25 protein-coding genes, 1 tRNA gene and 1 other RNA gene are annotated in these 23,697 nt (G+C 48.8%); 26 read left to right on the forward strand and 1 reads right to left on the reverse strand.

All coding sequences use genetic code 11. From position 1 onward, the window contains the following. From BLV22_RS15205 to BLV22_RS13135, 6 genes are all read left to right on the forward strand, one after another. Positions 1 to 100 (forward strand): hypothetical protein (locus BLV22_RS15205; protein ID WP_245724111.1); only part of this gene is annotated, 100 nt, incomplete at its 5' end. 157 nt (positions 101 to 257) lie between these two features. Then, positions 258 to 731, forward strand: a complete 474-nt coding sequence (locus BLV22_RS13115) for an NUDIX hydrolase (protein WP_091616269.1) — start codon at positions 258 to 260, stop codon at positions 729 to 731. Between the two features lie 16 nt (positions 732 to 747). Then, positions 748 to 1,632: an RNase adapter RapZ gene (gene rapZ / locus BLV22_RS13120; protein ID WP_091616272.1), complete on the forward strand. Its 885-nt coding sequence runs from the start codon at positions 748 to 750 to the stop codon at positions 1,630 to 1,632. 2 nt (positions 1,633 to 1,634) lie between these two features. Next, positions 1,635 to 2,579: a gluconeogenesis factor YvcK family protein gene (locus BLV22_RS13125; protein ID WP_281241115.1), complete on the forward strand. Its 945-nt coding sequence runs from the start codon at positions 1,635 to 1,637 to the stop codon at positions 2,577 to 2,579. 20 nt (positions 2,580 to 2,599) lie between these two features. Further along, positions 2,600 to 3,562 carry a DNA-binding protein WhiA gene (gene whiA, locus BLV22_RS13130; RefSeq protein WP_091616277.1) on the forward strand — a complete coding sequence of 321 codons (963 nt, stop codon included), beginning with the start codon at positions 2,600 to 2,602 and terminating at the stop codon, positions 3,560 to 3,562. A gap of 171 nt (positions 3,563 to 3,733) precedes the next feature. Further along, a complete protein-coding gene (locus tag BLV22_RS13135) occupies positions 3,734 to 3,991 on the forward strand; it encodes an HPr family phosphocarrier protein (RefSeq protein ID WP_022793881.1) in 258 nt (85 codons plus the stop codon). Between the two features lie 47 nt (positions 3,992 to 4,038). On the opposite strand, the gene clpP is transcribed toward BLV22_RS13135, so the two are convergent. Further along, entirely contained in the window at positions 4,039 to 4,617 is a 579-nt protein-coding gene (clpP, locus tag BLV22_RS13140) for an ATP-dependent Clp endopeptidase proteolytic subunit ClpP (protein ID WP_022793882.1), read from the reverse strand. Positions 4,618 to 4,985: 368 nt separating this feature from the next. Here clpP and rpoN point away from each other — a divergent pair, with 368 nt between their 5' ends. The 20 genes from rpoN to BLV22_RS13240 all read left to right on the forward strand — a co-directional run bounded on the left by rpoN (position 4,986) and on the right by BLV22_RS13240 (position 23,646). After that, a complete protein-coding gene (gene rpoN, locus BLV22_RS13145) occupies positions 4,986 to 6,317 on the forward strand; it encodes an RNA polymerase factor sigma-54 (RefSeq protein WP_091616280.1) in 1,332 nt (443 codons plus the stop codon). 288 nt (positions 6,318 to 6,605) lie between these two features. Next, the gene (locus BLV22_RS13150; protein ID WP_091616282.1) at positions 6,606 to 7,652 is read left to right on the forward strand and encodes a sugar-binding transcriptional regulator; all 1,047 of its coding nucleotides are present in this window, start codon (positions 6,606 to 6,608) and stop codon (positions 7,650 to 7,652) included. A 73-nt stretch (positions 7,653 to 7,725) separates the two neighbouring features. Then, positions 7,726 to 8,733, forward strand: a complete 1,008-nt coding sequence (gap, locus tag BLV22_RS13155) for a type I glyceraldehyde-3-phosphate dehydrogenase (RefSeq protein ID WP_091616285.1) — start codon at positions 7,726 to 7,728, stop codon at positions 8,731 to 8,733. Between the two features lie 219 nt (positions 8,734 to 8,952). After that, positions 8,953 to 10,143, forward strand: a complete 1,191-nt coding sequence (locus tag BLV22_RS13160) for a phosphoglycerate kinase (protein WP_091616288.1) — start codon at positions 8,953 to 8,955, stop codon at positions 10,141 to 10,143. A gap of 36 nt (positions 10,144 to 10,179) precedes the next feature. Beyond that, a complete protein-coding gene (gene tpiA / locus BLV22_RS13165; protein ID WP_091616292.1) occupies positions 10,180 to 10,938 on the forward strand; it encodes a triose-phosphate isomerase in 759 nt (252 codons plus the stop codon). Further along, positions 10,935 to 12,467 carry a 2,3-bisphosphoglycerate-independent phosphoglycerate mutase gene (gene gpmI / locus BLV22_RS13170; RefSeq protein WP_091616295.1) on the forward strand — a complete coding sequence of 511 codons (1,533 nt, stop codon included), beginning with the start codon at positions 10,935 to 10,937 and terminating at the stop codon, positions 12,465 to 12,467. The genes tpiA and gpmI overlap by 4 nt, the downstream gene beginning before the upstream one ends. A 23-nt stretch (positions 12,468 to 12,490) precedes the next feature. Next, a complete protein-coding gene (gene eno, locus BLV22_RS13175; RefSeq protein WP_091616299.1) occupies positions 12,491 to 13,774 on the forward strand; it encodes a phosphopyruvate hydratase in 1,284 nt (427 codons plus the stop codon). Positions 13,775 to 13,937: 163 nt separating this feature from the next. Beyond that, positions 13,938 to 14,168 (forward strand): preprotein translocase subunit SecG, encoded by a 231-nt coding sequence (gene secG, locus BLV22_RS13180; RefSeq protein WP_022793890.1) that lies wholly within the window; start codon positions 13,938 to 13,940, stop codon positions 14,166 to 14,168. A gap of 169 nt (positions 14,169 to 14,337) precedes the next feature. Continuing rightward, on the forward strand, positions 14,338 to 15,084 hold the full coding sequence (locus tag BLV22_RS13185; RefSeq protein ID WP_091616301.1) for an alpha/beta hydrolase: 747 nt from the start codon (positions 14,338 to 14,340) through the stop codon (positions 15,082 to 15,084). A 30-nt stretch (positions 15,085 to 15,114) separates the two neighbouring features. Then, on the forward strand, positions 15,115 to 15,867 hold the full coding sequence (locus tag BLV22_RS13190) for an alpha/beta hydrolase (protein ID WP_281241117.1): 753 nt from the start codon (positions 15,115 to 15,117) through the stop codon (positions 15,865 to 15,867). A 50-nt stretch (positions 15,868 to 15,917) separates the two neighbouring features. Beyond that, the gene (gene rnr / locus BLV22_RS13195) at positions 15,918 to 18,248 is read left to right on the forward strand and encodes a ribonuclease R (protein WP_091616305.1); all 2,331 of its coding nucleotides are present in this window, start codon (positions 15,918 to 15,920) and stop codon (positions 18,246 to 18,248) included. Between the two features lie 80 nt (positions 18,249 to 18,328). After that, on the forward strand, positions 18,329 to 18,808 hold the full coding sequence (gene smpB, locus BLV22_RS13200) for an SsrA-binding protein SmpB (protein ID WP_091616658.1): 480 nt from the start codon (positions 18,329 to 18,331) through the stop codon (positions 18,806 to 18,808). Between the two features lie 77 nt (positions 18,809 to 18,885). Then, positions 18,886 to 19,248, forward strand: a transfer-messenger RNA (tmRNA) gene (gene ssrA / locus BLV22_RS13205). A 225-nt stretch (positions 19,249 to 19,473) separates the two neighbouring features. After that, entirely contained in the window at positions 19,474 to 20,283 is an 810-nt protein-coding gene (gene zupT, locus BLV22_RS13210; protein WP_091616308.1) for a zinc transporter ZupT, read from the forward strand. 91 nt (positions 20,284 to 20,374) lie between these two features. After that, positions 20,375 to 20,450, forward strand: a tRNA-Thr gene (locus BLV22_RS13215). 170 nt (positions 20,451 to 20,620) lie between these two features. Continuing rightward, entirely contained in the window at positions 20,621 to 20,830 is a 210-nt protein-coding gene (locus tag BLV22_RS13220; RefSeq protein ID WP_091616311.1) for a hypothetical protein, read from the forward strand. Next, positions 20,827 to 21,018, forward strand: coding sequence for a hypothetical protein (locus tag BLV22_RS13225; RefSeq protein WP_091616313.1), 192 nt, complete (start codon positions 20,827 to 20,829; stop codon positions 21,016 to 21,018). Before BLV22_RS13220 ends, BLV22_RS13225 begins: the two co-directional genes overlap by 4 nt. Before the next feature lie 34 nt (positions 21,019 to 21,052). Further along, positions 21,053 to 21,550, forward strand: coding sequence for a DUF1648 domain-containing protein (locus tag BLV22_RS13230; RefSeq protein ID WP_091616316.1), 498 nt, complete (start codon positions 21,053 to 21,055; stop codon positions 21,548 to 21,550). Between the two features lie 36 nt (positions 21,551 to 21,586). Further along, on the forward strand, positions 21,587 to 22,297 hold the full coding sequence (locus BLV22_RS13235; protein WP_091616319.1) for a response regulator transcription factor: 711 nt from the start codon (positions 21,587 to 21,589) through the stop codon (positions 22,295 to 22,297). Further along, positions 22,294 to 23,646, forward strand: a complete 1,353-nt coding sequence (locus BLV22_RS13240) for a sensor histidine kinase (RefSeq protein WP_091616322.1) — start codon at positions 22,294 to 22,296, stop codon at positions 23,644 to 23,646. Before BLV22_RS13235 ends, BLV22_RS13240 begins: the two co-directional genes overlap by 4 nt. The last annotated feature ends 51 nt before the right edge of the window (positions 23,647 to 23,697 follow it).

Consider the following 23,697-nt stretch of genomic DNA (forward strand, 5'->3'; position numbering starts at 1 on the left):
GTTCCTGCGCCAGATCGTGACGGCGACCGGCGACGGCTCGCTCGCGGCGCAGACGGCGCAGCAGTATGTGGAAGAACTGAAAAACGCGGTCGAAGCGTAGGCGCTCCGGCTGAAACGACGAGGCACAGGCGCAGAAAATCATTTCTGCGCCGTTTTTTTAGTGCAGGGAATAGAAAACATAGCATACTTTCTTTTGTAAATTGTCTGAACCATCGAAGGATAGTATACTGGAAAAAGGTATATGTGAGGTGGTACACATGCAACGGGTGACAAATTGTTTTTTACAGCAGAACGATCAACTGCTTATGCTCAAGAAACCAAGCTACGATTGGTGGAATGCCCCGGGCGGAAAAATGGAACCGGGGGAGTCGGTATATGATTCAGTCCGGCGGGAGTTCCGTGAAGAAACGGGCCTTGCGCTTGAACGCCCGCATCTGCGGGGTGTTTTTACATTTATCACGATGGAGGACGGCCTTACGGCGAATGAGTGGATGATGTTTACATTTGAAGCTTTTGGTTCCGAGGGCAGGCTGCTTAATGAGTCTCCGGAAGGCATCCTTGAATGGAAGGAAAAGCAGAAAGTGTCATCTCTTCCTATGGCCGAAGGCGACAAAGCCATTGTAGAGCATATTTTGAGTAATAAAGGAACGGTGTATGGTACGTTCCGCTATACGAAAGACCGCCGGCTTTTAGACAGCCGGTTCGAGCAGTCAACGTCATACTATACGTAAAAGAGGGATGCGGATTATGGAACAAGAGCGGAAATCGATTCAGGTTGAAATCATTACAGGGATGTCGGGGGCCGGAAAGACGGTGGCCATCCAGTGCTTTGAGGATCTGGGCTATTACTGTGTAGACAATCTGCCTCCTTCATTGATCCCGACATTTATCGATTTAATTGAAACGACTGAAAATAAAACCGATAAAGTAGCTTTCGTAGTGGATCTCCGGACAAGGGAGTTTTTTGACCATCTGTTTGCTTCAATAGACCAGTTGGATCAGCGCCGGGAGCTGTCGACACATATTTTGTTTTTGGATGCAGGAGATCAGGTGCTTGTGAGCCGTTATAAAGAAACACGGCGGTCGCATCCGCTTGCAAGCGAGGATACGCCGCTTGAAGGCATTCAGCTTGAACGGGAGATGCTGCAGGAACTAAAAGGCCGGGCACGCCATATTATTGATACAAGCAGCCTGAAACCGAGAGAATTGAGAGAGCGTATATTAACTGATTACGCTGAAAAAAATCAGTCGGTTTTTAATGTGAATGTGATGTCTTTCGGATTTAAGTATGGGATGCCGATCGATGCGGATTTGGTTTTTGACGTTCGTTTTCTGCCCAACCCTCACTACGTGGAACATTTGGAGCCCAAAACCGGTCTCGAAGAAGAAGTGTCTTCGTACGTGTTAAAATGGACGGATACAAAGGAATTTATTAATAAACTGGTGGATATGCTTGAATTTATGCTTCCGCTGTATAAGCAGGAAGGTAAGTCACAGCTTGTGGTTGCGATTGGATGTACAGGAGGCAAGCACCGTTCCGTGACGCTTGCTGAATATATTGCTTCTTACTTTTCAGGGAAATATGAGACGAATGCCAATCACCGGGACATTGAGGAAGGAAGGAAAAAATAGACGTGGAGGACCAGAAGGTTGTAGTGATGGGCGGTGGCACAGGTATAGGCGTTCTGCTCCGGGGGCTGAAGCAGTTCCCGGCAGACATTACGGCAATTGTGACTGTCGCAGACGACGGAGGAAGCTCCGGGCGCTTACGGAAAGAGTTTAATATTCCACCGCCCGGAGACGTAAGAAACGTACTGGTAGCGCTTGCGGAAGTCGAGCCTTTAATTGAAGAATTGTTCCAGCACCGCTTCACGAGCGGGGAGGGGCTGACCGGCCATTCCCTGGGGAATTTGCTGGTGGCAGGCATGACCTCCATAACCGGGGACTTTGCTAAAGGAATTACAGAGCTTAGTACCGTGTTAAACGTACGTGGAAAGGTTCTTCCGGCCTCTAACCGGAGCATTGAGCTGTTTGCAAAAATGAAGGACGGCTCCACGGTCTACGGGGAGTCCCTGATCCCAAAAGCCGGCAAGCAGATTGACCAGGTGTTTATCCACCCGCCGGATGCTGAAGCGCTTCCGGAAACCGTGCGCGCCATTGAACAGGCGGATGTCATTGTCATTGGTCCCGGGAGCCTGTTTACAAGCATCATGCCGAATTTGATCGTTCCCGGCATCCGGGATGCCATCAATCGTTCAGAGGCACGCAAAGTATATATTTGCAATGTGATGACGCAGCCGGGGGAAACAGACGGTTTTACGGCAGCCGACCATCTGCATGCCATTGAAAAGCATACAGGGGGCGCTTTTGTGGATACTGTACTTGTGCATAATGGAGAGATCCCTGCTCCGGTGCTTGCAAACTATGAAAAACAGCAGGCATTTCCCGTGAGATGTGATTATGAAAGATTAGAACAGATTGGGTGCCGGGTAGTAAAAGATACATTTATGCACTATGACGGCCTTGTTCTTCGTCATAATGCCAAAAAAGTATCTGAAGCCCTGCTGGCCCGTGATTGACAGAAAGGCGGTGAAGATGAATGTCTTCATTTGCGGCTATAACAAAAAAAGAATTAACTCAGATTGAAGTGGATGATACAAGCGCCAAAGCGGAACTGGCAGCATTAATCAGGATGAACGGCTCAATTTCATTTGGCAACGGCCAGCTGATTTTAGACGTTTCAACTGAAAATGCTGCCATCGCACGACGTATCTATTCGTTAATCAAGCGTATCTATAAGGATATGGTGATTGAACTGCTTGTGCGAAAAAAGATGCGTTTAAAAAAGAATAATGTCTATGTAGTCCGGATGGCCGAAGAAACGAAAGAGATGCTGAGCGATCTTTCCATTATGGAAAACGGCTACCAGTTTAACCGGTCGATTGCGAGTGATGTGATTCCAAACACGGACAGCCGCCGGGCATACTTGCGCGGAGCTTTTTTAGCCGGGGGATCGGTCAATCATCCGGAAACCTCTTCGTATCATCTCGAAATCTATTCGATGTATGAAGAGCACAATCGGGCGCTCCGGGAGCTGATGGAAACGTTCGGGCTCACATCCAAAAGCCTTGAACGGAAAAAGGGTTACATTCTTTATATTAAAGAAAGCGAAAAAATTACCGAGTTTTTAAACATCATCGGTGCCCACCAGGCTCTGCTTTATTTTGAGGATGTACGGATTATGAAAGACATGCGGAACTCGGTGAACCGCCTGGTGAACTGCGAAACAGCGAATTTAAACAAAACCGTTGGAGCCGCACTGCGGCAGGTGGAAAACATTCAGCTTGTCCAGGCAGAAGTCGGGCTCGAAAACCTTCCCGAAAAAATCAGGGAAATGGCAATTCTGCGTGTCCAGCACCAGGACGTCACGCTGAAGGAGCTCGGGGAAATGGTGCCAAGCGGAAAGGTGAGTAAATCCGGCGTAAACCACCGGCTGCGCAAGATTGATCAGATCGCGGAGCGCATTCAGGCCGGAAAACCGCCGATTCCCGAAAAAATTTAACCGCCGAAAGCAGGCGCCTGTGGCAGCAGAGGCTTCTTCTGTTCCTGCAGGCGCCATATTACAGCAGCCATTAAAGCGCTTGCTTAAAAAACGTTCCAAGTTAAATTACGTTATGTGTACATGAAAAGTGGGTACCGGGTGAAGACAGATAGAGAAAGGAAGATAATAACTATGGTCGAAAAAACAGTGGAAGTAAATTTGCGTACAGGGCTTCAGGCCCGGCCGGCAGCGTTGTTCGTACAGGAGGCGAACCGGTTTCATTCCAATATTTTTCTTGAAAAGGACAATAAAAAGGTGAATGCCAAAAGTATTATGGGTGTGATGAGCCTCGCTGTGCGCACCGGAGCCTCTGTAAAGCTTTTAGCTGAAGGGGCGGATGAAGAGGAAGCCGCCGAATCATTGACAGAGTTTATGAAAAAAGAAATGTGAACATAAAAAAATCAGGGCGGCGCCATGCCGTCCTGATTTTTTGCATTTTACTGTCCCATAACCTGATCTACAAGACCGTATTCTTTTGCCTGTTCCGCACTCATGAAGTTATCACGGTCCGTGTCGCGCTCGATGACTTCAAGCGGCTGACCACTGCGGTCTGCAAGAATCTGATTGAGTTTTTCACGCATTTTGATGATGCGGCGGGCGTGAATTTCAATGTCAGCAGCCTGTCCCTGTGTGCCGCCGAGTGGCTGGTGGATCATTACTTCACTGTTTGGAAGGGCATAACGTTTGCCTTCCTGGCCGGCTGTGAGAAGAAAAGCACCCATTGATGCTGCCATGCCGACGCAGATCGTAGAAACCTGTGGTTTAATGTGCTGCATTGTGTCGTAAATAGCCATGCCGGCTGTAATGGAGCCGCCCGGGCTGTTGATATAAAGAGAAATATCCTTCTCCGGATCGTCGGCTTCAAGGAAAAGAAGCTGTGCTACGATCGAGTTGGCCACATTGTCATCGATGCCTGAGCCAAGCATAATGATGCGGTCCTTCAACAAACGGGAATAAATGTCGTATGCGCGTTCGCCCCGGTTGGTTTGTTCAATAACTGTTGGTATCAAGTTCATGAAAAGCGTCCTCCTTTAATGAAATGTATGCCTACATTCATGGTAGTTGTATGGAAAATATTTTTCCTTCCGCGTTGCTGTTATTATCATAACTCTTTGGTCAATTAAGGTCAAATAAAAAGTCTGACCCGATTCCATATAGCTACACGTCAACTTCCATTCCCTTTATTTTCACAAACATAAACGTTCCGTGCAAATGTTTCACTTCCTTATAAATCTTAATTTAGGTGAAAAATGATCTGACAAACAAATAGAAAGGGCAAGTCTATTTTTATATGATGACAATAACAGAACAAGAAAAAGGGATCGATTCATGGAAGAAAAATATGATATGATGTAAGAAAGCGTTTTCAAAAAAGGAGGTGGGGATGATGGGTTTGGGGCTTGAATTGCAGCAGAAGCAAGAAATGAGTTTAGTGATGACACAGGAACTAAAGCAGGCAATTGCCCTGTTGAAGCTTTCCTCCCAGGAATTATCCGACTATCTGCAGGAAGAAGCAATGGAAAACCCCTTAATGGATTTAACACTCCCTTCTATTACCGATGGGGCGTCGCTTTCTGCCTCCCGTGCTGCTGCTCCTGTCTATAATCCGGCCTCTGCGGTCGAACAGCCGGACTGGCGTGAGCCGGCGGGGGAAACTCTCGAAGAGTCGCTGCGGGAGCAGATTGCCTGCGGCCGTTATAAAGGAAATACCCGGGATATACTCTTGTTTTTAGCCGGAAGCGTTGACGAGCGTGGATACTTAGAGGACATCGAACAGGAGATGGACCAAAAATTCCAGCTGGGCAAAGAAGAAAGCGGGCAGTATATTTCGATGCTACAGCAACTCGAACCGGCAGGAGTCGGGGCCAGGAATTTAAAAGAATGTCTTCTTCTGCAGCTCGAACGCTGCCTGGATACAGATCCATATATTGATCAGGTGGTAGCCGAAGACCTCGAAGCGCTGGGAGCGAAAAAATGGCGCTACCTGCAGCAGAAGTATCAGCTCACTAAAGAGCAGCTGCAGGAAATCTATACATGTCTCCAAAAGCTTTCCCCGCATCCGGGTGATGCATACCAGCAGGAAAAAACAATTTCCGTATCTCCGGATGTCCAAGTAGAGGAGATCGACGGAGAATGGGTTGTTACCATTTTGAATGACCGGCTTCCTGAGCTGCAGATGAATGAAAAATACTGGCGTCTTTTGCAGCAGGATACCGATGAAGAAGCAAGGCAGTATGCCATGGAAAAATATAAGCAGTTTCTATGGATTGTTAAAAGCGTCGAACAGCGCCAGCAGACGCTGCAAAAAGTATCGGAAGTGATCGTCAAAGCGCAGAGCGAATACCTAAAACACGGTGAAGAAAAGCTTCGTCCCCTGACACTCCGGGAAGTGGCTGAACAGGCGGATATGCATGAGTCCACCGTTTCAAGAACGACGAGCCGGAAGTATATGCAGACGCCCCACGGTCTCGTAGAACTGAAGCATTTCTTCTCCTCGAAAATTACCCGGCCGGATGAAGATGCTTCAAGCACCGGAGTGAAAGCCATGATGAAAAAACTGATTAAAGAAGAAAATAAAGAGAAGCCTCTTTCGGACCAAAAGCTTGCTGATCTGCTGCAGCAGGAGCAGCAGTGTACGATTTCAAGGCGGGCGGTGGCAAAATACAGAACAGAGCTTCGAATCCCGTCTTCTTCCCAGCGGAAACAACCGTTGTAGAAAAAATCCTCCTTGCAGCAAAAGGGGGATTTTTTATGCATGAAATAAGTGGAATGCGGGTATTAATAAACCATAAGACAGTATGAAAATCGTAGTGAACATTTGCGTTGATTTTCCAAATATAGATTGCTACAATGTAATTGTGAACAAAGCGTTCATTTTTTTATTAAATGAGCGGGACAAAAAATGTCTCTGCGGGACTTCGAACGTCCCGGTCGGAGCAGTGAAGATCAATGATGAGGAGTGGCTTGAAATAAGCTGCTGCCGCAGGTTCGGTGGTGTAGCCGTATGTTACGTGACGTATTGGAGATGCAGCGGAAACTGCAGCCTGATGTACTCGAAACATTAGGGAAAAGGTACCGCATTTTGCAATACATCCGCCTGATGCAGCCGATTGGAAGAAGAACCCTTGCCACTCAGCTATCCACCTCAGAGCGGGTTCTGCGCAGTGAAACAGATTTTTTGAAGCAGCAGGGACTTATCCTGATTCAAAGTGCAGGGATGCTTTTAACAGAAGAAGGAAATAAACTGCTCGAAGGGCTCGAACATACAGTCAAATATGCTTTCGGGCTCGAGGAATTAGAGCGGAAGCTGTCGGGTTATTTATCCGTTCCGAAGGTTATCGTCGTCTCAGGAGACAGCGATGAGCTTCCGGTAGTGAAAAAAGAACTCGGCCGGGCAACGGTGCAGCAGATGAAAAATCGAGTCAGCCCCGGTGATGTGATTGCGGTAGCCGGAGGCACGACACTTGCTTCAGCTGCTGATATGATGGTGCCTGACGCAAAGTGGAACAATACCATCTTCGTGCCGGCCCGCGGTGGTCTCGGTGAGAAGGTGGAGATCCAGGCCAACACCATCAGCTCTGCGATGGCAATGAAAGCCCAGGCTTCGTACCGGCTGCTTCATGTGCCTGACCAGCTGAGCGAGGATACAAGGCGGTCGCTCATGCAGGAGCCCGGAGTACAGGAAGTGCTTGCTCTGTTAAAGTCGGCATCTCTTGTCGTTCACGGCATAGGGGAAGCAAAAACGATGGCCGGGCGGCGGACAACGAGCGCTTCCCTGCGCAGCAGGCTCGAGGAAGAGTCGGCCGTGGCAGAGTCGTTTGGCTATTATGTGAATCAGGACGGAAAAGTGGTGCACCGGGAAAACACGGTGGGCCTGCAGTGGGACGAGCTCCGGCCGGATCAGACCGTGATCACAGTAGCCGGAGGCTCAAGTAAGGCAAAGGCGATTGACGCTTATATGCGCTACCGCCCGAGCAGCATTTTGATCACCGATGAGGGTGCAGCCAAAGCTATTCTGAATCAAAGCGATGCACCGGAGGCAACTGAGTAACAGGCAGAACACCTGCCGCATTATGCTGCAGTAGCTTTCACAATTATTTATATTCCAAGGAGGAAAAATTATTATGGCAACAAAAATTGGTATTAACGGTTTTGGACGTATTGGACGTAACGTTTATCGTGCAGCTTTAAACAACCCGGATGTTGAAGTAGTAGCAGTAAACGACCTTACAGACACTGATACGCTTGCACATCTTTTAAAATACGACACGGTTCACGGCACGCTTGACGCAGAAATCCAGGCAAGCGGCGACAACCTTACAATCAACGGCCACAAACTGACCGTTTTCTCTGAAAAAGATCCAGCGAAAATCGACTGGAAAGGCGTAGACGCTGAAATCGTTGTTGAATCCACAGGTATCTTTACGCAGCGCGATCAGGCAGCAAAACACCTTGAAGGCGGCGCGAAAAACGTTATCATTTCCGCACCGGCTAAAGGCGTAGACGCAACATTTGTTGTCGGTGTTAACGAAGGCGAATTCAAGCCGGACGAGCACAAAGTCGTTTCCAACGCATCCTGCACAACCAACTGCCTGGCTCCGGTAGCTAAAGTACTGGACGAAAAATTCGGCATCAAACGCGGCCTGATGAACACAGTCCACTCCTACACGAGTGACCAGCAGATCCAGGACGGCCCGCACAAGGACCTTCGCCGTGCGCGCGCTGGTGCTGAAAATATCATCCCGACAACTACAGGCGCCGCTCAGGCAGTAGCCCTCGTGCTTCCACAGCTTGACGGAAAGCTTACCGGCGGTGCGATGCGTGTTCCTACTCCAAACGTTTCCCTTGTGGACTTCGTGGCAGAGCTCGACAAAGATGTAACAGTAGACGAACTGAACAACGCATTGAAAGAAGCTTCTGAGTCTGACGAACTCAAAGGCATTCTTGGATACAGCGAAGAGCCGCTCGTATCGAAGGACTACAACGGAAGCGCCTATTCTTCCACAGTAGACGCCCTTTCAACACTCGTTATGCAGGACAACATGGTTAAAGTAATCGCTTGGTACGACAACGAATTCGGTTATTCCAGCCGTGTTGTGGACCTCGCAGCAAGCTTTGGCAAAAAACTGTAAATCATTTTTAATGCTTGGGAAAGGGAGGAGAATATTATTTCTTCCTCCCTTTTTTGAGTCTGTATGGGCCCGTACCCGGCCCGTCAAAAATCCGGTATTTCCGTTCAGCCTTCGCATTAATAAAAATAGACGTTCCAGTTTTTTCTGCGGCGGGTAAAGAACGGGAGTGCAGATTTTTGTTATGATAGATGAGGAAGATAATTTAAGGGAGGTTTGGCAATGGCGTTAAATAAGAAAACCATCCGCGATTTAGATTTGAAAGGTAAAACCGTTTTCTGCCGCGTTGATTTCAACGTACCAATGAAAGGCGAAAGCATTACGGATGACGCACGGATTCGTGCTGCTGTACCAACAATTCAATACTTATCCGAACAGGGAGCGCGCGTCATTCTCGGCAGCCACCTCGGACGCCCGAAAGGGGAAGCCGTGGAAGAGCTTCGTCTCGGTCCGGCAGCAGCCCGTCTTGGCGAAATTATGAATGTCGATGTAAAAAAGGTCGATGAAGTATACGGTGAAGAAGCCAAGAAGGCAGCGGCATCCCTCCAGGACGGAGAAATCATGCTTCTTGAAAACCTGCGCTTTGAAGCAGGCGAAGAGAAAAATGATGAAACTCTGGCAAAAAACATAGCATCCCTTGCAGACATTTACGTGAACGATGCATTCGGGGCGGCACACCGGGCCCACGCGTCCACCGAAGGAGTGGCGCACCACCTTCCTTCCGCAGCCGGCCTGTTGATGGAAAAAGAGCTCGATGTGCTCGGCCAGGCACTTGAGGATCCGGACCGTCCATTCACGGCAATTGTCGGGGGAGCAAAAGTAAAAGATAAAATCGGCGTTATCGATAACCTCCTCGATATCGTGGATAACCTCATTATCGGCGGAGGCCTTGCCTACACGTTTGTCAAAGCGCAGGGATATGAAATCGGCCAGTCCATGCTTGAAGAAGACAAGCTTGATATGGCGAGAGAGTTCATGCAGAAGGCTAAAGACAAAGGCGTAAACTTTTATATGCCAAAAGATGTTATTGTTTCCGATGACTTCAGCGATGATGCGAACACGCAGACAGTAAACATCGACAGCATTCCATCCGATTGGGAAGCTTTGGATATTGGACCGGAAACGAGAAAAGAATACGCGAACGTCATTAAAGATTCGAAGCTTGTTATCTGGAACGGGCCGGTCGGTGTATTTGAATTTGCTACGTTTGAAAAAGGTACGCGCGCAATTGCTGAGGCAATGGCTGAAGCTCCTGGCACGTACACAGTCATTGGTGGCGGCGACTCTGCAGCAGCAGTGGAAAAATTCGGCCTTGCAGACAAAATGAGCCATATGTCCACCGGAGGCGGGGCATCGCTTGAATTTATCGAAGGAAAAGTTCTGCCGGGCGTGGCAGCACTGGATGATAAATAAGCAGTATATTTACTATAATCTTAGCGGGGTGAAACAATGAGAAAACCAATCATAGCAGGCAACTGGAAGATGAATAAGCTTCACGGCGAGGCAGTAGCTTTTATCGAAGAAGTAGCAGGCAAAGTACCGAACGCAGAAGACGTGGAAACGGTAGTGTGTGCACCGGCTCTGTTTCTGAAGGATATGAATGAGGCGGCAGCATCGAGTGATGTGCAAATCGGTGCCCAGAATATGCACCAGGAAGACAGCGGTGCGTTCACCGGCGAAATCAGCCCGGCAGCGCTCGCAGACCTAAACATTCCTTACGTCATTATCGGCCACTCCGAGCGCCGCGAAATGTTTAACGAAACCGATGAAACGGTCAATCAAAAAGTGAAAGCAGCCCTAAACCACGGATTAACACCGATCATGTGCTGCGGCGAATCACTTGAACAGAAAGAAAACGACTCCACGGAAGCAGTCGTGCGCGAGCAGATTGAAAAAGGCTTTGCCGGACTCAGTGCAGAAGACGCTGCAAAGGTGGTTGTCGCTTACGAGCCGATCTGGGCAATTGGTACAGGCAAATCATCCACTGCAGAGGATGCGGATGAAACATGCGGTTCGGTAAGAAAAGCACTTGCCGATCAGTACGATCAGGACACGGCAGACAAAGTACGCATCCAATACGGCGGCAGTGTAAAACCGGAAAACATTGAAACGTACATGGCGAAAGAACACATCGACGGTGCACTTGTCGGCGGTGCTAGCCTGAAGCCGGATGCCTTCCTGGAGCTTGCAGAGGCGGGAAAAAAATGAGCAGTCAGCCAGTAGCACTTATTATCCTGGACGGGTACGCCTGCCGGGAAGAAACCAAAGGGAACGCGGTAGCGAAGGCAAGCACGCCAAACTTTGACCGCTATTGGAACCAGTATCCCCATGAAACACTGACGGCTTTCGGTGAAGCAGTAGGTCTGCCTGAAGGACAGATGGGCAATTCGGAAGTCGGCCATATGAATATCGGGGCCGGCCGGGTTGTGTATCAAAGCCTTTCCTTAATCAATAAAGGCATCAAAGAGGGAACGTTTAAAAACAATCAGGCGTTTGCTCATGCCGTAGATCACGTGAAAGAAAACGACAGCGCTCTTCATTTATTCGGCCTGCTGTCTGACGGCGGGGTCCACAGCCATATCAATCACTTAAAAGCACTGCTCGACATGGCAAACGAAAAAGAAATCGAGCGTGTGTATGTTCATGCCTTTTTGGATGGCCGTGACGTGGGCCAGCGTTCCGCTAAACAGTACGTATCCGAAGTGGAAGACTATATGAAAGAAATCGGTACCGGCGATATTGCAACGGTTCAGGGCCGGTATTACGCCATGGACCGCGATAACCGCTGGGAACGTGTGGATAAATCCTACCGGGCTATTACGTACGGGGAAGGACCTTCCTACGAAACAGCTGAAGAAGTGGTAGACGCTTCATACGAAGAAGAAGTATGGGATGAATTTGTGCTTCCGTCGGTTATTACTAAAGACGGGGAAGCGGTCGGGCGGCTGCAGGACAACGATGCAGTGATTTTCTTCAACTTCCGTCCGGACCGGGCTATCCAGCTTTCACAGGTATTTACGCAGGATGGTTTCAACGGTTTGGACCGTGGAGACAAATTCCCATCCAATCTGAAATTTGTCAGCATGACGCAGTACAGTGACTCGGTGAACGCTGAAATCGCCTATCCTCCGCAGGACCTGGTCAATACAATGGGAGAAATCGTTTCAGATGCCGGGCTGCACCAGCTTCGCATTGCGGAAACGGAAAAGTACCCGCACGTGACCTTTTTCTTCAGCGGTGGACGTGAGGAAGAGTTTAAGGGTGAAACACGGGTGCTGATCGATTCGCCGAAGGTTGCCACATACGATCTGCAGCCGGAAATGAGCGTATATGAAGTGACCGAGGCGCTTGAAAGCGAGATCCAGTCTGAAAAGCATGATTTCATCGTGCTGAACTTTGCGAATCCGGACATGGTGGGGCACTCCGGTGACCTTGATGCCACGGTTAAAGCAATTGAAGCAGTGGATGAATGTCTCGGACGGGTTGTGGACCTGCTGCACGATAAAGGCGGACGTGCCATCATCACGGCAGACCACGGAAACTCCGATGAAGTAACGACACCGGACGATAAACCGATGACAGCTCATACAACCAACCCGGTACCGGTCATTGTTACAGGCGATGAAAATGCGAAGCTTCGCAAGGGCGGCGTGCTCGCTGATCTGTGTCCGACAGCCGTAGAGTTGCTTCAAATAGAAAAACCAAAAGAAATGACGGGTCAGTCCCTCATTCAATAACCATTCAGAGGAGTGAATCATCAATGAGTTTAATTGCAGATATTTACGCACGCGAAGTACTCGATTCCCGCGGGAATCCGACGGTAGAAGTAGAAGTATTTACAGAAACAGGCGCTTTCGGACGCGCTCTCGTTCCAAGCGGCGCTTCCACCGGTGAATACGAAGCGGTAGAGCTTCGTGACGGCGGCGACCGCTTCATGGGTAAAGGTGTCACTAAAGCAGTCGACAACGTGAATGAAACCATCGCAGAAGAAATCATCGGATTCGACGTCACTGATCAAACAGGCATCGATCAGGCGATGATCGAACTCGACGGCACAGACAACAAAGGCAGCTTCGGCGCCAATGCCATTCTCGGTGTTTCGATGGCGGTAGCGCGCGCAGCAGCTGACGAGCTCGGCATTACGCTGTATGAATACCTCGGCGGCTTTAACGCGAAAACTCTGCCTGTTCCAATGATGAACATCCTGAACGGCGGCGAGCACGCAGACAACAACGTCGACTTCCAGGAATTCATGATTATGCCAGTCGGAGCCAGCAACTTCCTTGAAGCTGTCCGTATGGGTGCAGAAATCTTCCACAATCTGAAAAAGGTACTTGGAAGCAAGGGCTATAACACTGGTGTCGGCGACGAAGGCGGCTTCGCCCCGAACCTCGGCTCGAATGAAGAAGCGCTTCAAACGATCATTGAAGCTATCGAAAAAGCAGGCTACAAGCCGGGCGAAGAAATTATGCTCGCCATGGACTCTGCTGCTTCTGAAATGTACGAAGACGGAAAATATCACCTTAAAGGTGAAGGCGTTGTGAAAACCGCAGACGAAATGATCGAATTTTACCAGGATATGGTGTCGAAATATCCAATCGTATCCATTGAAGATGGTCTGGACGAAAACGACTGGGAAGGCTTCAAAAAGCTTACGGATGCTCTTGGCGACAAAGTCCAGCTCGTGGGCGACGACTTGTTCGTGACAAACACCAACAAGCTGAAAGAAGGCATTGAAAAAGGCATTGGTAACTCCATTCTGATCAAAGTGAACCAGATTGGTACACTGACTGAAACCTTTGATGCTATTGAAATGGCGAAGCGTGCCGGTTACACAGCCGTTATTTCCCACCGTTCCGGGGAAACGGAGGACACGACTATCGCAGATATCGCAGTAGCGACCAACGCCGGACAGATTAAAACAGGCGCTCCATCCCGTACGGATCGTGTGGCTAAATACAACCAGCTTCTGCGCATCAACGATGAACTGGCGGAAACCGCTGTTTATCTGGGCAAAGACGCTTTTTATAACCTGAACAAATAAGTGCTTTTCGACCGCGGCCCGGGATACGGGCTGCGGTTTTTACAATTGAATAAAACACCGTTATCATAGGTTTCATGCCCCGCGCTGCCGCCTGTGCTTGCACTGCACGTTTTGGTGTGTTACATTAATACAAGCGTAATTGGAACGTGGAGGTGTACGGGTGATGATAACGGCGTTGTACGTTGCATTAATAGTCGTTGCGGTCATGCTTATTGCAATTATTTTATTGCAGTCGGGCCGAAGCAGCGGTTTGGCAGGAGCAATATCCGGCGGAGCCGAACAAATGGTTGGCAAACAGAAAGCGAGAGGCATCGAAGCCTTTCTGATTCAGTTTACAGTAGTTCTGGCTGTGTTGTTTTTTGTTCTTACCATACTCATCGCCTATTTTGTCTGACAGACAGTATAGGAAGCTATCTCAGCAGCGGACGGTTCCATCGTTCGCTGTTTTTTATGTTACCGGCTGATGTTTGCTTTTCCTGTATTTAGTGAATCAAACAAGCAGGTGGAAGTTTAACGTTTTAGCGGCCAGGCCAGAGATAAATCAAAGACAGGGGAGCAGGAGCATGAAGACAGCAGCCGAAAACCAGACAATTGGATGTTTGTGTCTGCATGGATTTACAGGCTCTCCGTGGGAGGTCGAACCGATTGCTGCAGTGCTCCGGGCATGCACAGACTGGATAGTGGAAACACCGGTGCTTCCAGGTCATGCTGATGGAAGCTTCAGTATTCAAAACCGTGTTTCGTATGTCACATGGATTCACGCTGCTGACCGCGCAGCGAAGAAACTGGCGGCTGCATGCAGCACTTTGTATGTAATTGGATTTTCGATGGGAGGCCTGCTTGCCTGCTATGTGGCAGCCCGTTACCAGGTGGAACGGCTCGTGCTTATTGGTATGCCGATGGAATATATCAACCCCGGTCAGTTTTTGAAGGACACGCTGCTCGTCGTGGGCGGACGGGCCAGAGGATCGCTGCACCCCTGGTACGGTGTGGCCGCAGAAAAATTAAAAACCCCCGGCTGGGCGCTTCGGGAGTTTCAGCAGGCAGCGCATGTGCTGCGTCCGTTTGTCGGAAAAGTCTCCTGTCCGGTGTTTATCGGCCAGGGTGAAAAAGACGGTCTGGTACCGGTCCGGAGCGCTGTGCGTATATATAAAACGGTAAAAAGCCCGGTGAAGCAGTTTGTGCTTTACAAAAATGGCAAGCACTTTCTTTTTCACGGTCCGCACCGGCACGAAGCCGTGAACGATGTGCGGTTATTTTTAACTTCAACACAAATAAATTCTGAGAACCTTATGCGAACGATCGATTAAATAGAAAAGAAGACAGATAGGAGACGATGAATCATGCGTGTAGTACCCCCTAAATCATTTACCTTTGAAGGCGGGAATCGTGCAGTTCTACTGCTGCACGGATTCACAGGCTCATCTGCGGATGTCCGGATGATGGGACGTTTTTTGGAAAAGAAAGGTTATACTGTCCATGCGCCGGTGTACAAAGGCCACGGTGTTCCCCCGGAAGAGCTGATGGAAACGGACTACCACGACTGGTGGGAGGATGTAAAAGCAGGAATTGAGGAATTAAAGGAAAGAGGCTTTGACCAGATTGCGGTCGGAGGCCTCTCTCTCGGCGGGCTGATGGCTCTGCGGGTGGCGCATCATTACGACGTGCTTGGTGTTATTCCGATGAGCGCCCCAATGACGACGTTCAACAACGCAGATAAATTGTATGGAGACGTCATCAATTACGCAAAAGAATTTAAACGCCTGGAAGGAAAAGACCAGGATCAGATTGATAAAGAAATTATGGAATTCCGCCAGCTGCCGACGGACACCTTGCACTCGGTCAACCGGCTGATCCGGGAAGTGGCGGAAGGCCTGGATATGGTTCACGTTCCGGCGATGATTGTGCAGGGTGAAAAAGATGATATGATTGCAGAAGACAGCGCAAATATCATTTATGAAGAAATCTCTTCGGAGGATAAACAGATTAAGTGGTATCCGGACTCCCCGCACGTTATCACCCTCGGGAACGACCGCGATGAGCTGAACGAAGATGTTTATCAGTTTTTAGACGGATTAAATTGGTCAAAATAAAAAAAAGAGCTTAAAGCTCAAAACGTTTATCACAACAACATTGAAAGGAGATGAAAACGTTGAACCAGGAAATAAAACAGACACTGCTGAATTACCTGAAAAACGATTCTGCGGGCCCTGCAACCATTGAGGAGATCCAGGAAACGCTTCAGGCGGATTCGGCAGAAGATATTAAGCGCCTCATGAAGACGCTAAACGAAATGGAGGACAGCGGAGACGTTGTCCGGACGAGAAGCAACCGCTACGGCATATCGGAGAAAATGAATCTGATGCGCGGACGCGTGCAGAGCCATGCCAAAGGATTTGCCTTTATTATTCCGGAGGAAAAGGAACGAGACGACATCTTTGTGCCGGCCGGTGAAATTAATGGAGCCATGAACAAAGACACCGTACTCGTTCGTATCTCGGACTCGAGCCAGGGCAGTAAAACCGAAGGCACGATTATCCGCATCATCGAACGCGGTATTGAAAAAGTCGTCGGTACGTACCAGCGCTATGGTAATTACGGGTTTGTCGCAGCGGATGATAAGCATATCCGCGATGATATTTATATTCCGCAGGACGCAGAAAACGGAGCAGTGGACGGCCATAAGGTTGTCGTAGAGCTGACTAAATATCCGGATGCGGCTTCAGGAGCTGAAGGGAAGGTCGTCAATATCATCGGGCATAAAAATGACCCGGGCGTGGATATTCTGTCGATTATTCATAAGCACGGCCTTCCGGGAGATTTTCCGGAGGAAGCTGTGGAACAGGCCCAGAAGACGCCGGACGTGATTGATGAAAGTGAAATTAAACAGCGCCGGGATCTGCGCGATGAAACCATTGTGACCATCGACGGAGCGGACGCAAAGGATCTTGATGACGCCGTTACGGTGACAAAATACAATAACGGCAATTATAAGCTCGGCGTTCATATTGCAGACGTCAGCTATTACGTGGACGAAGGAACCCCTATTGACGTGGAGGCCGGAGAACGTGCCACGAGCGTATATTTGGTGGACCGGGTAATCCCTATGATTCCACACCGTTTGTCAAACGGCATCTGCAGCCTGAACCCGCAGGTGGACAGGCTGACGCTCTCGTGTGAAATGGAAGTAACGCCGGAGGGCGAAGTCGTCAATCATGAGATCTTTGAAAGTGTGATCCGCACAGCCGCCCGTATGACGTACAATGACGTTCGTCTGATTCTTGAAGAAAACAATCAGGCGAAGCGGGAGGAATACAGCGGGCTCGTTCCAATGTTTGAACGCATGGAAGAGCTTGCAGCCATTCTCCGCGGAAAGCGGTTTGGAAGAGGCGCCATTGATTTTGATTTCAAGGAAGCGCAGGTGCTCGTGGATGAAACGACTGCTCCGACAGACGTAGTGCTGCGTGAGCGCTCGGTCGCTGAAAAGTTGATTGAAGAATTTATGCTGGCCGCCAATGAAACGGTAGCCGAACACTTCCATTGGATGAAGGTGCCGTTTGTCTACCGGATTCACGAAGACCCGGCTGAAGACAAGCTGCAGTCGTTCGTGGAATTTGTCACAAACTTTGGCTATTCAGTCAAAGGGACGGCAAATACGGTTCATCCCCGTGCGCTTCAGGAAGTGCTTGACGCTGTCAAAGGAGAACCGGAACAGGCAGTAATCAGTACAGTGATGCTGCGCTCGATGCAGCAGGCAAAGTATGATCCTGAAAACGCCGGCCACTTCGGCCTGGCTGCGGACTTCTACACCCACTTCACGTCGCCGATCCGCCGGTATCCGGACCTGGTTGTCCACCGTTTGATCCGTACGTATCTCGTAAACAAACGGATGGACGACAAGACGCAGCAGAAATGGAAAAATGAGCTGCCGGAAATCACTCAGCATTCTTCAGAGATGGAGCGCCGGGCCATTGATGCCGAGCGTGAAGTTGACAGTATGAAGAAAGCTCAGTATATGAAGGATAAAATCGGGGAAGAGTTTACCGGTTTTGTAAGCGGAGCGGCGAACTTCGGCCTGTTTGTGGAGCTTGAAAACACCATTGAAGGTATGGTGCATATCAGCTATCTGACGGATGATTATTACCACTATGATCCGAAGCAGTACGCGCTGATAGGCGAGCGTACCGCGAACATGTACCGCATCGGTGATCAGGTGGAAGTGCGTGTTCTGAATGTAAATCTTGACGAAGCGGCGATTGACTTTGAAATTGTGGGCATGAAACGGCCGGCAAAAGCACGGCGCAAAGAGTCCGCAAAAGTTATTCAGGGCGACAAAGGCAAGCGTCCCGGCCGAAAAGAAGGCCAGGGAGAAAAGAAAGACGGCAATAAAAAAGACGGCGGACGTAAAAAAGGTAAATCCGGTAACAAAAAGCCGTTTTACTCAAAAGTTTCAAAAAACAATAAAAAGAAATAATACGATCGTGGAGAGCCCGGGGCAATAGGCTGCATCCGGGCTCCTATGGTAAAATAAAGACAGAAGGCAGGTGAATGGAGATGGCAGTAAAAACGGAAAACCGTGTGCTGGCTCAAAATCGAAAGGCCCGCCATGACTATACCATCGAAGACACCTTCGAAGCCGGTATTGAACTGCGGGGTACAGAGATAAAGTCGATCCGGGCCGGCAGGATGAACCTGAAGGACAGCTTCGGGAAAATCGATAATAACGAGCTGTTTCTGCATAATGCCCATATCAGCCCGTATGAACAGGGAAATCAGTTCAACCACGAGCCCCTGCGTACGAGAAAGCTTCTGCTGCACCGCCGGGAGATTAATAAACTTATTGGTAAAAGCATGCAGTCCGGGTACTCCATTATTCCATTGAAGGTTTATATTAAAAACGGTAAAGCGAAGGTGTTAATCGGTCTTGCCAAAGGTAAGAAAAAATACGACAAGCGCCAGGCGCTCAAGGAACAGGATGCCAAGCGCGAAATGGACAAAGCAATCAACCGGAGCATGAAAGGCATGAGCGACTAGATTGACACGCTCCGGGCATTTCGTTATAATATAGTATGTCGCTCATAAACCTATGAGCACATGCTTATCCTTCACATGGGGACGTTACGGCTTCGACAGGGATAGGTTGAGCTTTAGCTGCGAGCCGAGAGGCAGCTCGTAAAAATGCCACGCCAATAATAACTGGCAAAAACAACGAAAACCTCGCAGTAGCAGCGTAACAACTGCTTTTTGCGGATCCCGCATTCCATCGCCCGCGTGGAATGATTTGGGGTCTCACTCTTAGTGGGCTACGCAGTTCGCCCTCCGTCTGAGGGCGACTGAAGAGACTAATCAGACTAGCCGTACAAAAGCCTGTTGCTAGGCTGACGTACTGGTGAATGATAATATAGCGACTACGCTCGTAGATGCTAAAGTGGCAATATCTCTGGACGTGGGTTCGAATCCCACCGTCTCCACCATACATACAGGAGACAACAGGTGCTTACGGCTTATCAGCCGTGAGCACCTTTTTTCGTTTGCTGCGCCGGGAAACCCTGACTGGCTTTTTGTCTTTACCGTACTGGAGATAGCTGGATGTTTCCCGCCGGGAGAAGTTTTGCATTGACACAACAATTGAAGAATGGTTAAAATGTTGCATGAGGGAAAGAATCGTGAAGCTAATCAGATTACAAAGGGGGCAGCGTATGGAACCAAACGTCATTTATGCATTTTTGTTAACACTTGGAGCCGGGCTTGCCACAGGCATCGGTAGTATACTGGCTTTTTTCACTTCTACGACAAATACCCGGTTTTTGGCTTTTTCGCTCGGCTTCTCCGGAGGCGTGATGATTTACGTCTCCATGGTGGAGATATTTTTTAAGGCACAGGAGTCGCTGGTCGGGGCGCTCGGAGAAGTCGGCGGACAGTGGGTGACCGTTGGGGGATTTTTTGGAGGGATGATTTTTATTGCCGCCATTGACCGGCTTGTCCCCCAAAAAGGAAATCCGCATGAAGTAAAGCGGGTGGAAGATATGCATATGTCAAAGGAAGAGCTTGAACGCCAGGGCCTTATGAAAATGGGGACCTTCACAGCTCTTGCCATTGCTATACATAACTTTCCTGAAGGGATCGCTACATTCACCTCTGCACTGAACGACCCGGGCCTTGGGCTTGCGATCGCTCTTGCCATCGCGATACACAATATTCCTGAAGGGGTAGCCGTTTCGGTGCCGATTTATTTTGCGACCGGAAGCAAACGTAAAGCATTCCGGCTTTCGTTTTTATCAGGATTATCAGAGCCGGCCGGGGCTATTCTGGCTTTTCTTCTGCTCATGCCGTTTTTGACCGATACATTGTTTGGCATCATTTTCGCCGCTGTGGCTGGTATTATGGTATTCATTTCTCTGGATGAACTGCTGCCGGCGGCAAAAAAATATGATGAAACCCATGTATCGATCTACGGCGTAGTGAGTGGTATGGCCGTAATGGCGCTGAGTCTGCTGCTGTTTATTTAAGCAGATGAAAAACAGGGGCCGCCGGCCTCTGCTTTTTTTTGATTGACACACTTTTTTTCTTTTTGTATATTATTATTTGCCTTAAACGTTCGCTAGTGTAGCTCAGCTGGTAGAGCAGTTGCCTCGTAAGCATCAGGTCGCAGGTTCAAGTCCTGTCACTAGCACCATTCATATCATTACAGCGCCCATACAGATGGGTGCTTTTTTTGTTTTAAACCGGCCTAAAAAGAGAAAAGACCAATGAGGAAATATTTTAGCCTATTTTTAATGAAAAGATGGGCAACAACAAAAGAAAATGATACGTTGATAGAAGATAAAGTCGAAAGGGAGGGGTAGTTTGAGATCCCCGGTGCTGTTTACGTTTAATATAATATTTTTGTTCTTGGCTGCGGCGGCAGCCGGTTTTTTTCTATGGCTTGGCGACACATTTTACGTCATAGTCGCAGCAATTGGCATGCTGAGTGCTCTGCTTGGTGTATACCAGACAGGCCGAAAAAAGCCAGGCAGTAAAAAGAAATCAAAAGAAAAATCAGGAGGAGAATCATGAATACAAATGCAGCCGTGAAATTCTTTTATTGGTTCGAAGGGTTTATAGTGGTGCTCAGTCTTATTCTCGGCGTTTTTTTCATCGTCTCCGGAGAATGGCTGTGGAGTATCGTAATGGTCATTATTGCGATGTCCTGTATCGTTACGCTCGTAATGATATCAAAAGCGTTAAAGCAGCAGCAGTGGTGAAGCTGGAATAAAGAATAGTAGGAGGCAGACCGTTATGCCGACGTTTGCAAGAACAGCATTAATTGTAGGAGGTGTGGCTTCAATAGGAATGCTTGCGATTGTGCTTTTCTATTGGACACGTCTTCCCTACATTGTGCCCCAGTTTTTCGACGCCACCGGAGACCCAAACGAATATGCTGCAAAGTATTATTTATTTGTCCCGCCGCTGGCGCTGATCGCTATCTGGATCGGGGCATATTTTTCTCTCCGCTACCCGGGATGGTTCCGTCTGCCGGTACGAATGAATGAGCATCAAATAGAAGTGTTTAAGCGTGAAGGGCAGATTCTTATTTCCGTGCTCCTCGTGGAACTGTCGCTCGGATTTGTCTATGTTCAGTGGCAGACCGTTCGTACGGCCCTGAATGAAAGCGAAGGGCTCGGGTGGTTTTTCCCTTCGTTTTTCCTTATTTGTTTAATTGGAACTGCTGTTTATTTTACATGGAGAACAATCACTTTGTGGGGCAAAGCTTCAAACCGACGTTCTTCATCATAATAGACTGCCATCCGGCAGCGTATTGAGGGATGCTTAATGGAACAGGCACGTATACTGATTGTTGAAGATGAAGAAAAAATTGCGCGGGTGCTTGAGCTTGAACTCATCTATGAAAATTATTATGTCCAGAAGGCTTCCGACGGTCTCGAAGGGTTCGCTATGTATCAGGCGGAGCCGTGGGATCTAATCATTCTCGATATTATGCTTCCGGGAATCAGCGGAATCGAACTGCTGCGCCGGATACGAAGCCAGAATACAAAAACGGCGGTCCTGCTTGTTACCGCTAAAGATTCTGTGGAGGATAAAGTTTCCGGACTCGATCTCGGGGCCAATGATTACATTACAAAGCCGTTCCAAATCGAAGAACTGCTAGCCCGAGTCCGTTCGTCGCTACGCTTTCAGACGGAAGCAGCTTTAAAAACCGAAGCAGAAGCAGAAGAAGAGCAGTGGCTGTCAGCGGGCGATGTGCGGCTGAATGAGTCGGCCAGGGAAGTGTATGCCGGCGGGGAACCGGTGGAGCTCACCCGTAGAGAGTTTGACCTGCTTTACTATCTTTTGAAAAACAAAAAGCAGGTGCTTTCCCGCGACCAGATTTTAGAGCAGGTATGGGGCTTTGATTACATTGGGGAAACCAACGTGGTGGACGTCTATATTCGTTATTTGCGTAATAAAATCGATAAACCGTTTGGCACCGCGCATATCCAGACTGTGCGCGGCATTGGCTACGTGGTGAAGGACTTCTCATGAAGCTTGGAAATAAGATTCATTTATATACATCGGTGCTCGTATTTGTGCTCGTCGTTCTTTTAGTGCTTGCTATTTACTTTTCCTTTTCCCGCATGATGATCGGAAGTGAAGTAGAACAGACTGTAGAAGAAGCAAGACAGACAGCGTCCACGTTTAACGAATCCGCGGATAATTTTTCGGTCGAACAGCTGCTTCGGGCATATACTCCGACTGAAGGGATGGCCAGAATTGTACTGCAGGATGAATCTGAAGCAGCGACGGTAACTTCTCCGGAAGAGGGAAGCTTAACGGATGAGTCCGTTCAATATTATTCCGAAGAATATGAACGGGTGGTGGAATATGACGGAGAGCGGTACGCATTCGTATCGGTACCGGTCATATGGACAGATGGGCAGGTGGCAAACATTCAGATTACCGACAGCCTCCGTCCTACAGAAGAAAATCTGGCGGTGCTCCGGATAATATTAATAGTAGCCACTATTGTGGCTGTCATCCCGGTATTTCTTTCGGCCCGTTTACTTAGCACGGTGATCCTGCGTCCAATCGCAGCACTGTCCGCGACTATGCGGGATATTCAGACTAGCGGCAGGTTCAAGCGAATTTCCACATCGTCGAAGTCCAGAGATGAAATCGAACAGCTTGGGGAGACGTTTAATGAAATGATTGAGCGTCTCGAAGAAAATTATCATAAACAGGAGCAGTTTGTATCAAACGCGTCGCATGAATTAAAAACGCCGTTGACCGTTATTGAATCATACGCCAGTCTGCTCCAGAGAAGAGGCGCCTCCCGGCCGGAAATTATCGAGGAATCGGTGGAAGCCATTCATTCCGAGGCGGTGAGGATGAGGGAGCTGACCCAGCAGCTTCTGCTGCTTGCCCGTCAGAGTGAAAAAGAAAATCTTCATATTTCAGAAGTGGACCTGGAGGCAGTGGCAGCAGATGCTGTGGAAAACTACCGCGGCAGCTACCACCGGGAGATCGAATTGAGCGGGAAGCCGGCAATCGTTCAGACCGACCCTGACAAAGTGAAGCAGCTTTTGTATATCCTGCTTGATAATGCCCGGAAATACAGCAGCGACGTCATTGATGTAAAAATCGATACGACAGAGACAGAATCGGTCATCGCTGTAATTGATCGCGGCATCGGTATTCCGGAAAAGGACCTTGAACGTGTTTTTGAACGCTTTTACCGGGTTGATGAATCGAGAACGCGGACAAGCGGGGGCTACGGGCTCGGCTTGTCGCTTGCTAAAGATATTACTGAAGCTCTCGGTGCACGCATCACAATTGAAAGCACGTACGGCCAGGGCACTGCCGTCCGGTTAATTTTTCCTGTAACCAGTGAATAACCTCTCTTTCTCATCAATTTCTCAGAATAAAAGGATACAATCATAACAACA

It is taken from the genome of Marinococcus luteus, assembly GCF_900106595.1.
GTDB lineage: Bacteria > Bacillota > Bacilli > Bacillales > Marinococcaceae > Marinococcus > Marinococcus luteus.

What these genes read in the sequence shown, in the direction of transcription:
- BLV22_RS13240 (WP_091616322.1), top strand. Translation starts at nt 22,294, where the DNA reads ATGAAGCTTGGAAATAAGATTCATTTATATACATCGGTGCTCGTATTT.
- rpoN (WP_091616280.1), top strand. Translation starts at nt 4,986, where the DNA reads ATGATGGGTTTGGGGCTTGAATTGCAGCAGAAGCAAGAAATGAGTTTA.
- BLV22_RS13160 (WP_091616288.1), top strand. Translation starts at nt 8,953, where the DNA reads ATGGCGTTAAATAAGAAAACCATCCGCGATTTAGATTTGAAAGGTAAA.
- rapZ (WP_091616272.1), top strand. Translation starts at nt 748, where the DNA reads ATGGAACAAGAGCGGAAATCGATTCAGGTTGAAATCATTACAGGGATG.
- BLV22_RS13150 (WP_091616282.1), top strand. Translation starts at nt 6,606, where the DNA reads ATGTTACGTGACGTATTGGAGATGCAGCGGAAACTGCAGCCTGATGTA.
- gpmI (WP_091616295.1), top strand. Translation starts at nt 10,935, where the DNA reads ATGAGCAGTCAGCCAGTAGCACTTATTATCCTGGACGGGTACGCCTGC.
- zupT (WP_091616308.1), top strand. Translation starts at nt 19,474, where the DNA reads ATGGAACCAAACGTCATTTATGCATTTTTGTTAACACTTGGAGCCGGG.
- rnr (WP_091616305.1), top strand. Translation starts at nt 15,918, where the DNA reads ATGAAAACGTTGAACCAGGAAATAAAACAGACACTGCTGAATTACCTG.
- clpP (WP_022793882.1), bottom strand. Translation starts at nt 4,617, where the DNA reads ATGAACTTGATACCAACAGTTATTGAACAAACCAACCGGGGCGAACGC.
- BLV22_RS13225 (WP_091616313.1), top strand. Translation starts at nt 20,827, where the DNA reads ATGAATACAAATGCAGCCGTGAAATTCTTTTATTGGTTCGAAGGGTTT.
- BLV22_RS13115 (WP_091616269.1), top strand. Translation starts at nt 258, where the DNA reads ATGCAACGGGTGACAAATTGTTTTTTACAGCAGAACGATCAACTGCTT.
- eno (WP_091616299.1), top strand. Translation starts at nt 12,491, where the DNA reads ATGAGTTTAATTGCAGATATTTACGCACGCGAAGTACTCGATTCCCGC.
- whiA (WP_091616277.1), top strand. Translation starts at nt 2,600, where the DNA reads ATGTCTTCATTTGCGGCTATAACAAAAAAAGAATTAACTCAGATTGAA.
- tpiA (WP_091616292.1), top strand. Translation starts at nt 10,180, where the DNA reads ATGAGAAAACCAATCATAGCAGGCAACTGGAAGATGAATAAGCTTCAC.
- BLV22_RS13235 (WP_091616319.1), top strand. Translation starts at nt 21,587, where the DNA reads ATGGAACAGGCACGTATACTGATTGTTGAAGATGAAGAAAAAATTGCG.
- gap (WP_091616285.1), top strand. Translation starts at nt 7,726, where the DNA reads ATGGCAACAAAAATTGGTATTAACGGTTTTGGACGTATTGGACGTAAC.
- secG (WP_022793890.1), top strand. Translation starts at nt 13,938, where the DNA reads ATGATAACGGCGTTGTACGTTGCATTAATAGTCGTTGCGGTCATGCTT.
- BLV22_RS13185 (WP_091616301.1), top strand. Translation starts at nt 14,338, where the DNA reads ATGAAGACAGCAGCCGAAAACCAGACAATTGGATGTTTGTGTCTGCAT.
- BLV22_RS13230 (WP_091616316.1), top strand. Translation starts at nt 21,053, where the DNA reads ATGCCGACGTTTGCAAGAACAGCATTAATTGTAGGAGGTGTGGCTTCA.
- smpB (WP_091616658.1), top strand. Translation starts at nt 18,329, where the DNA reads ATGGCAGTAAAAACGGAAAACCGTGTGCTGGCTCAAAATCGAAAGGCC.
- BLV22_RS13135 (WP_022793881.1), top strand. Translation starts at nt 3,734, where the DNA reads ATGGTCGAAAAAACAGTGGAAGTAAATTTGCGTACAGGGCTTCAGGCC.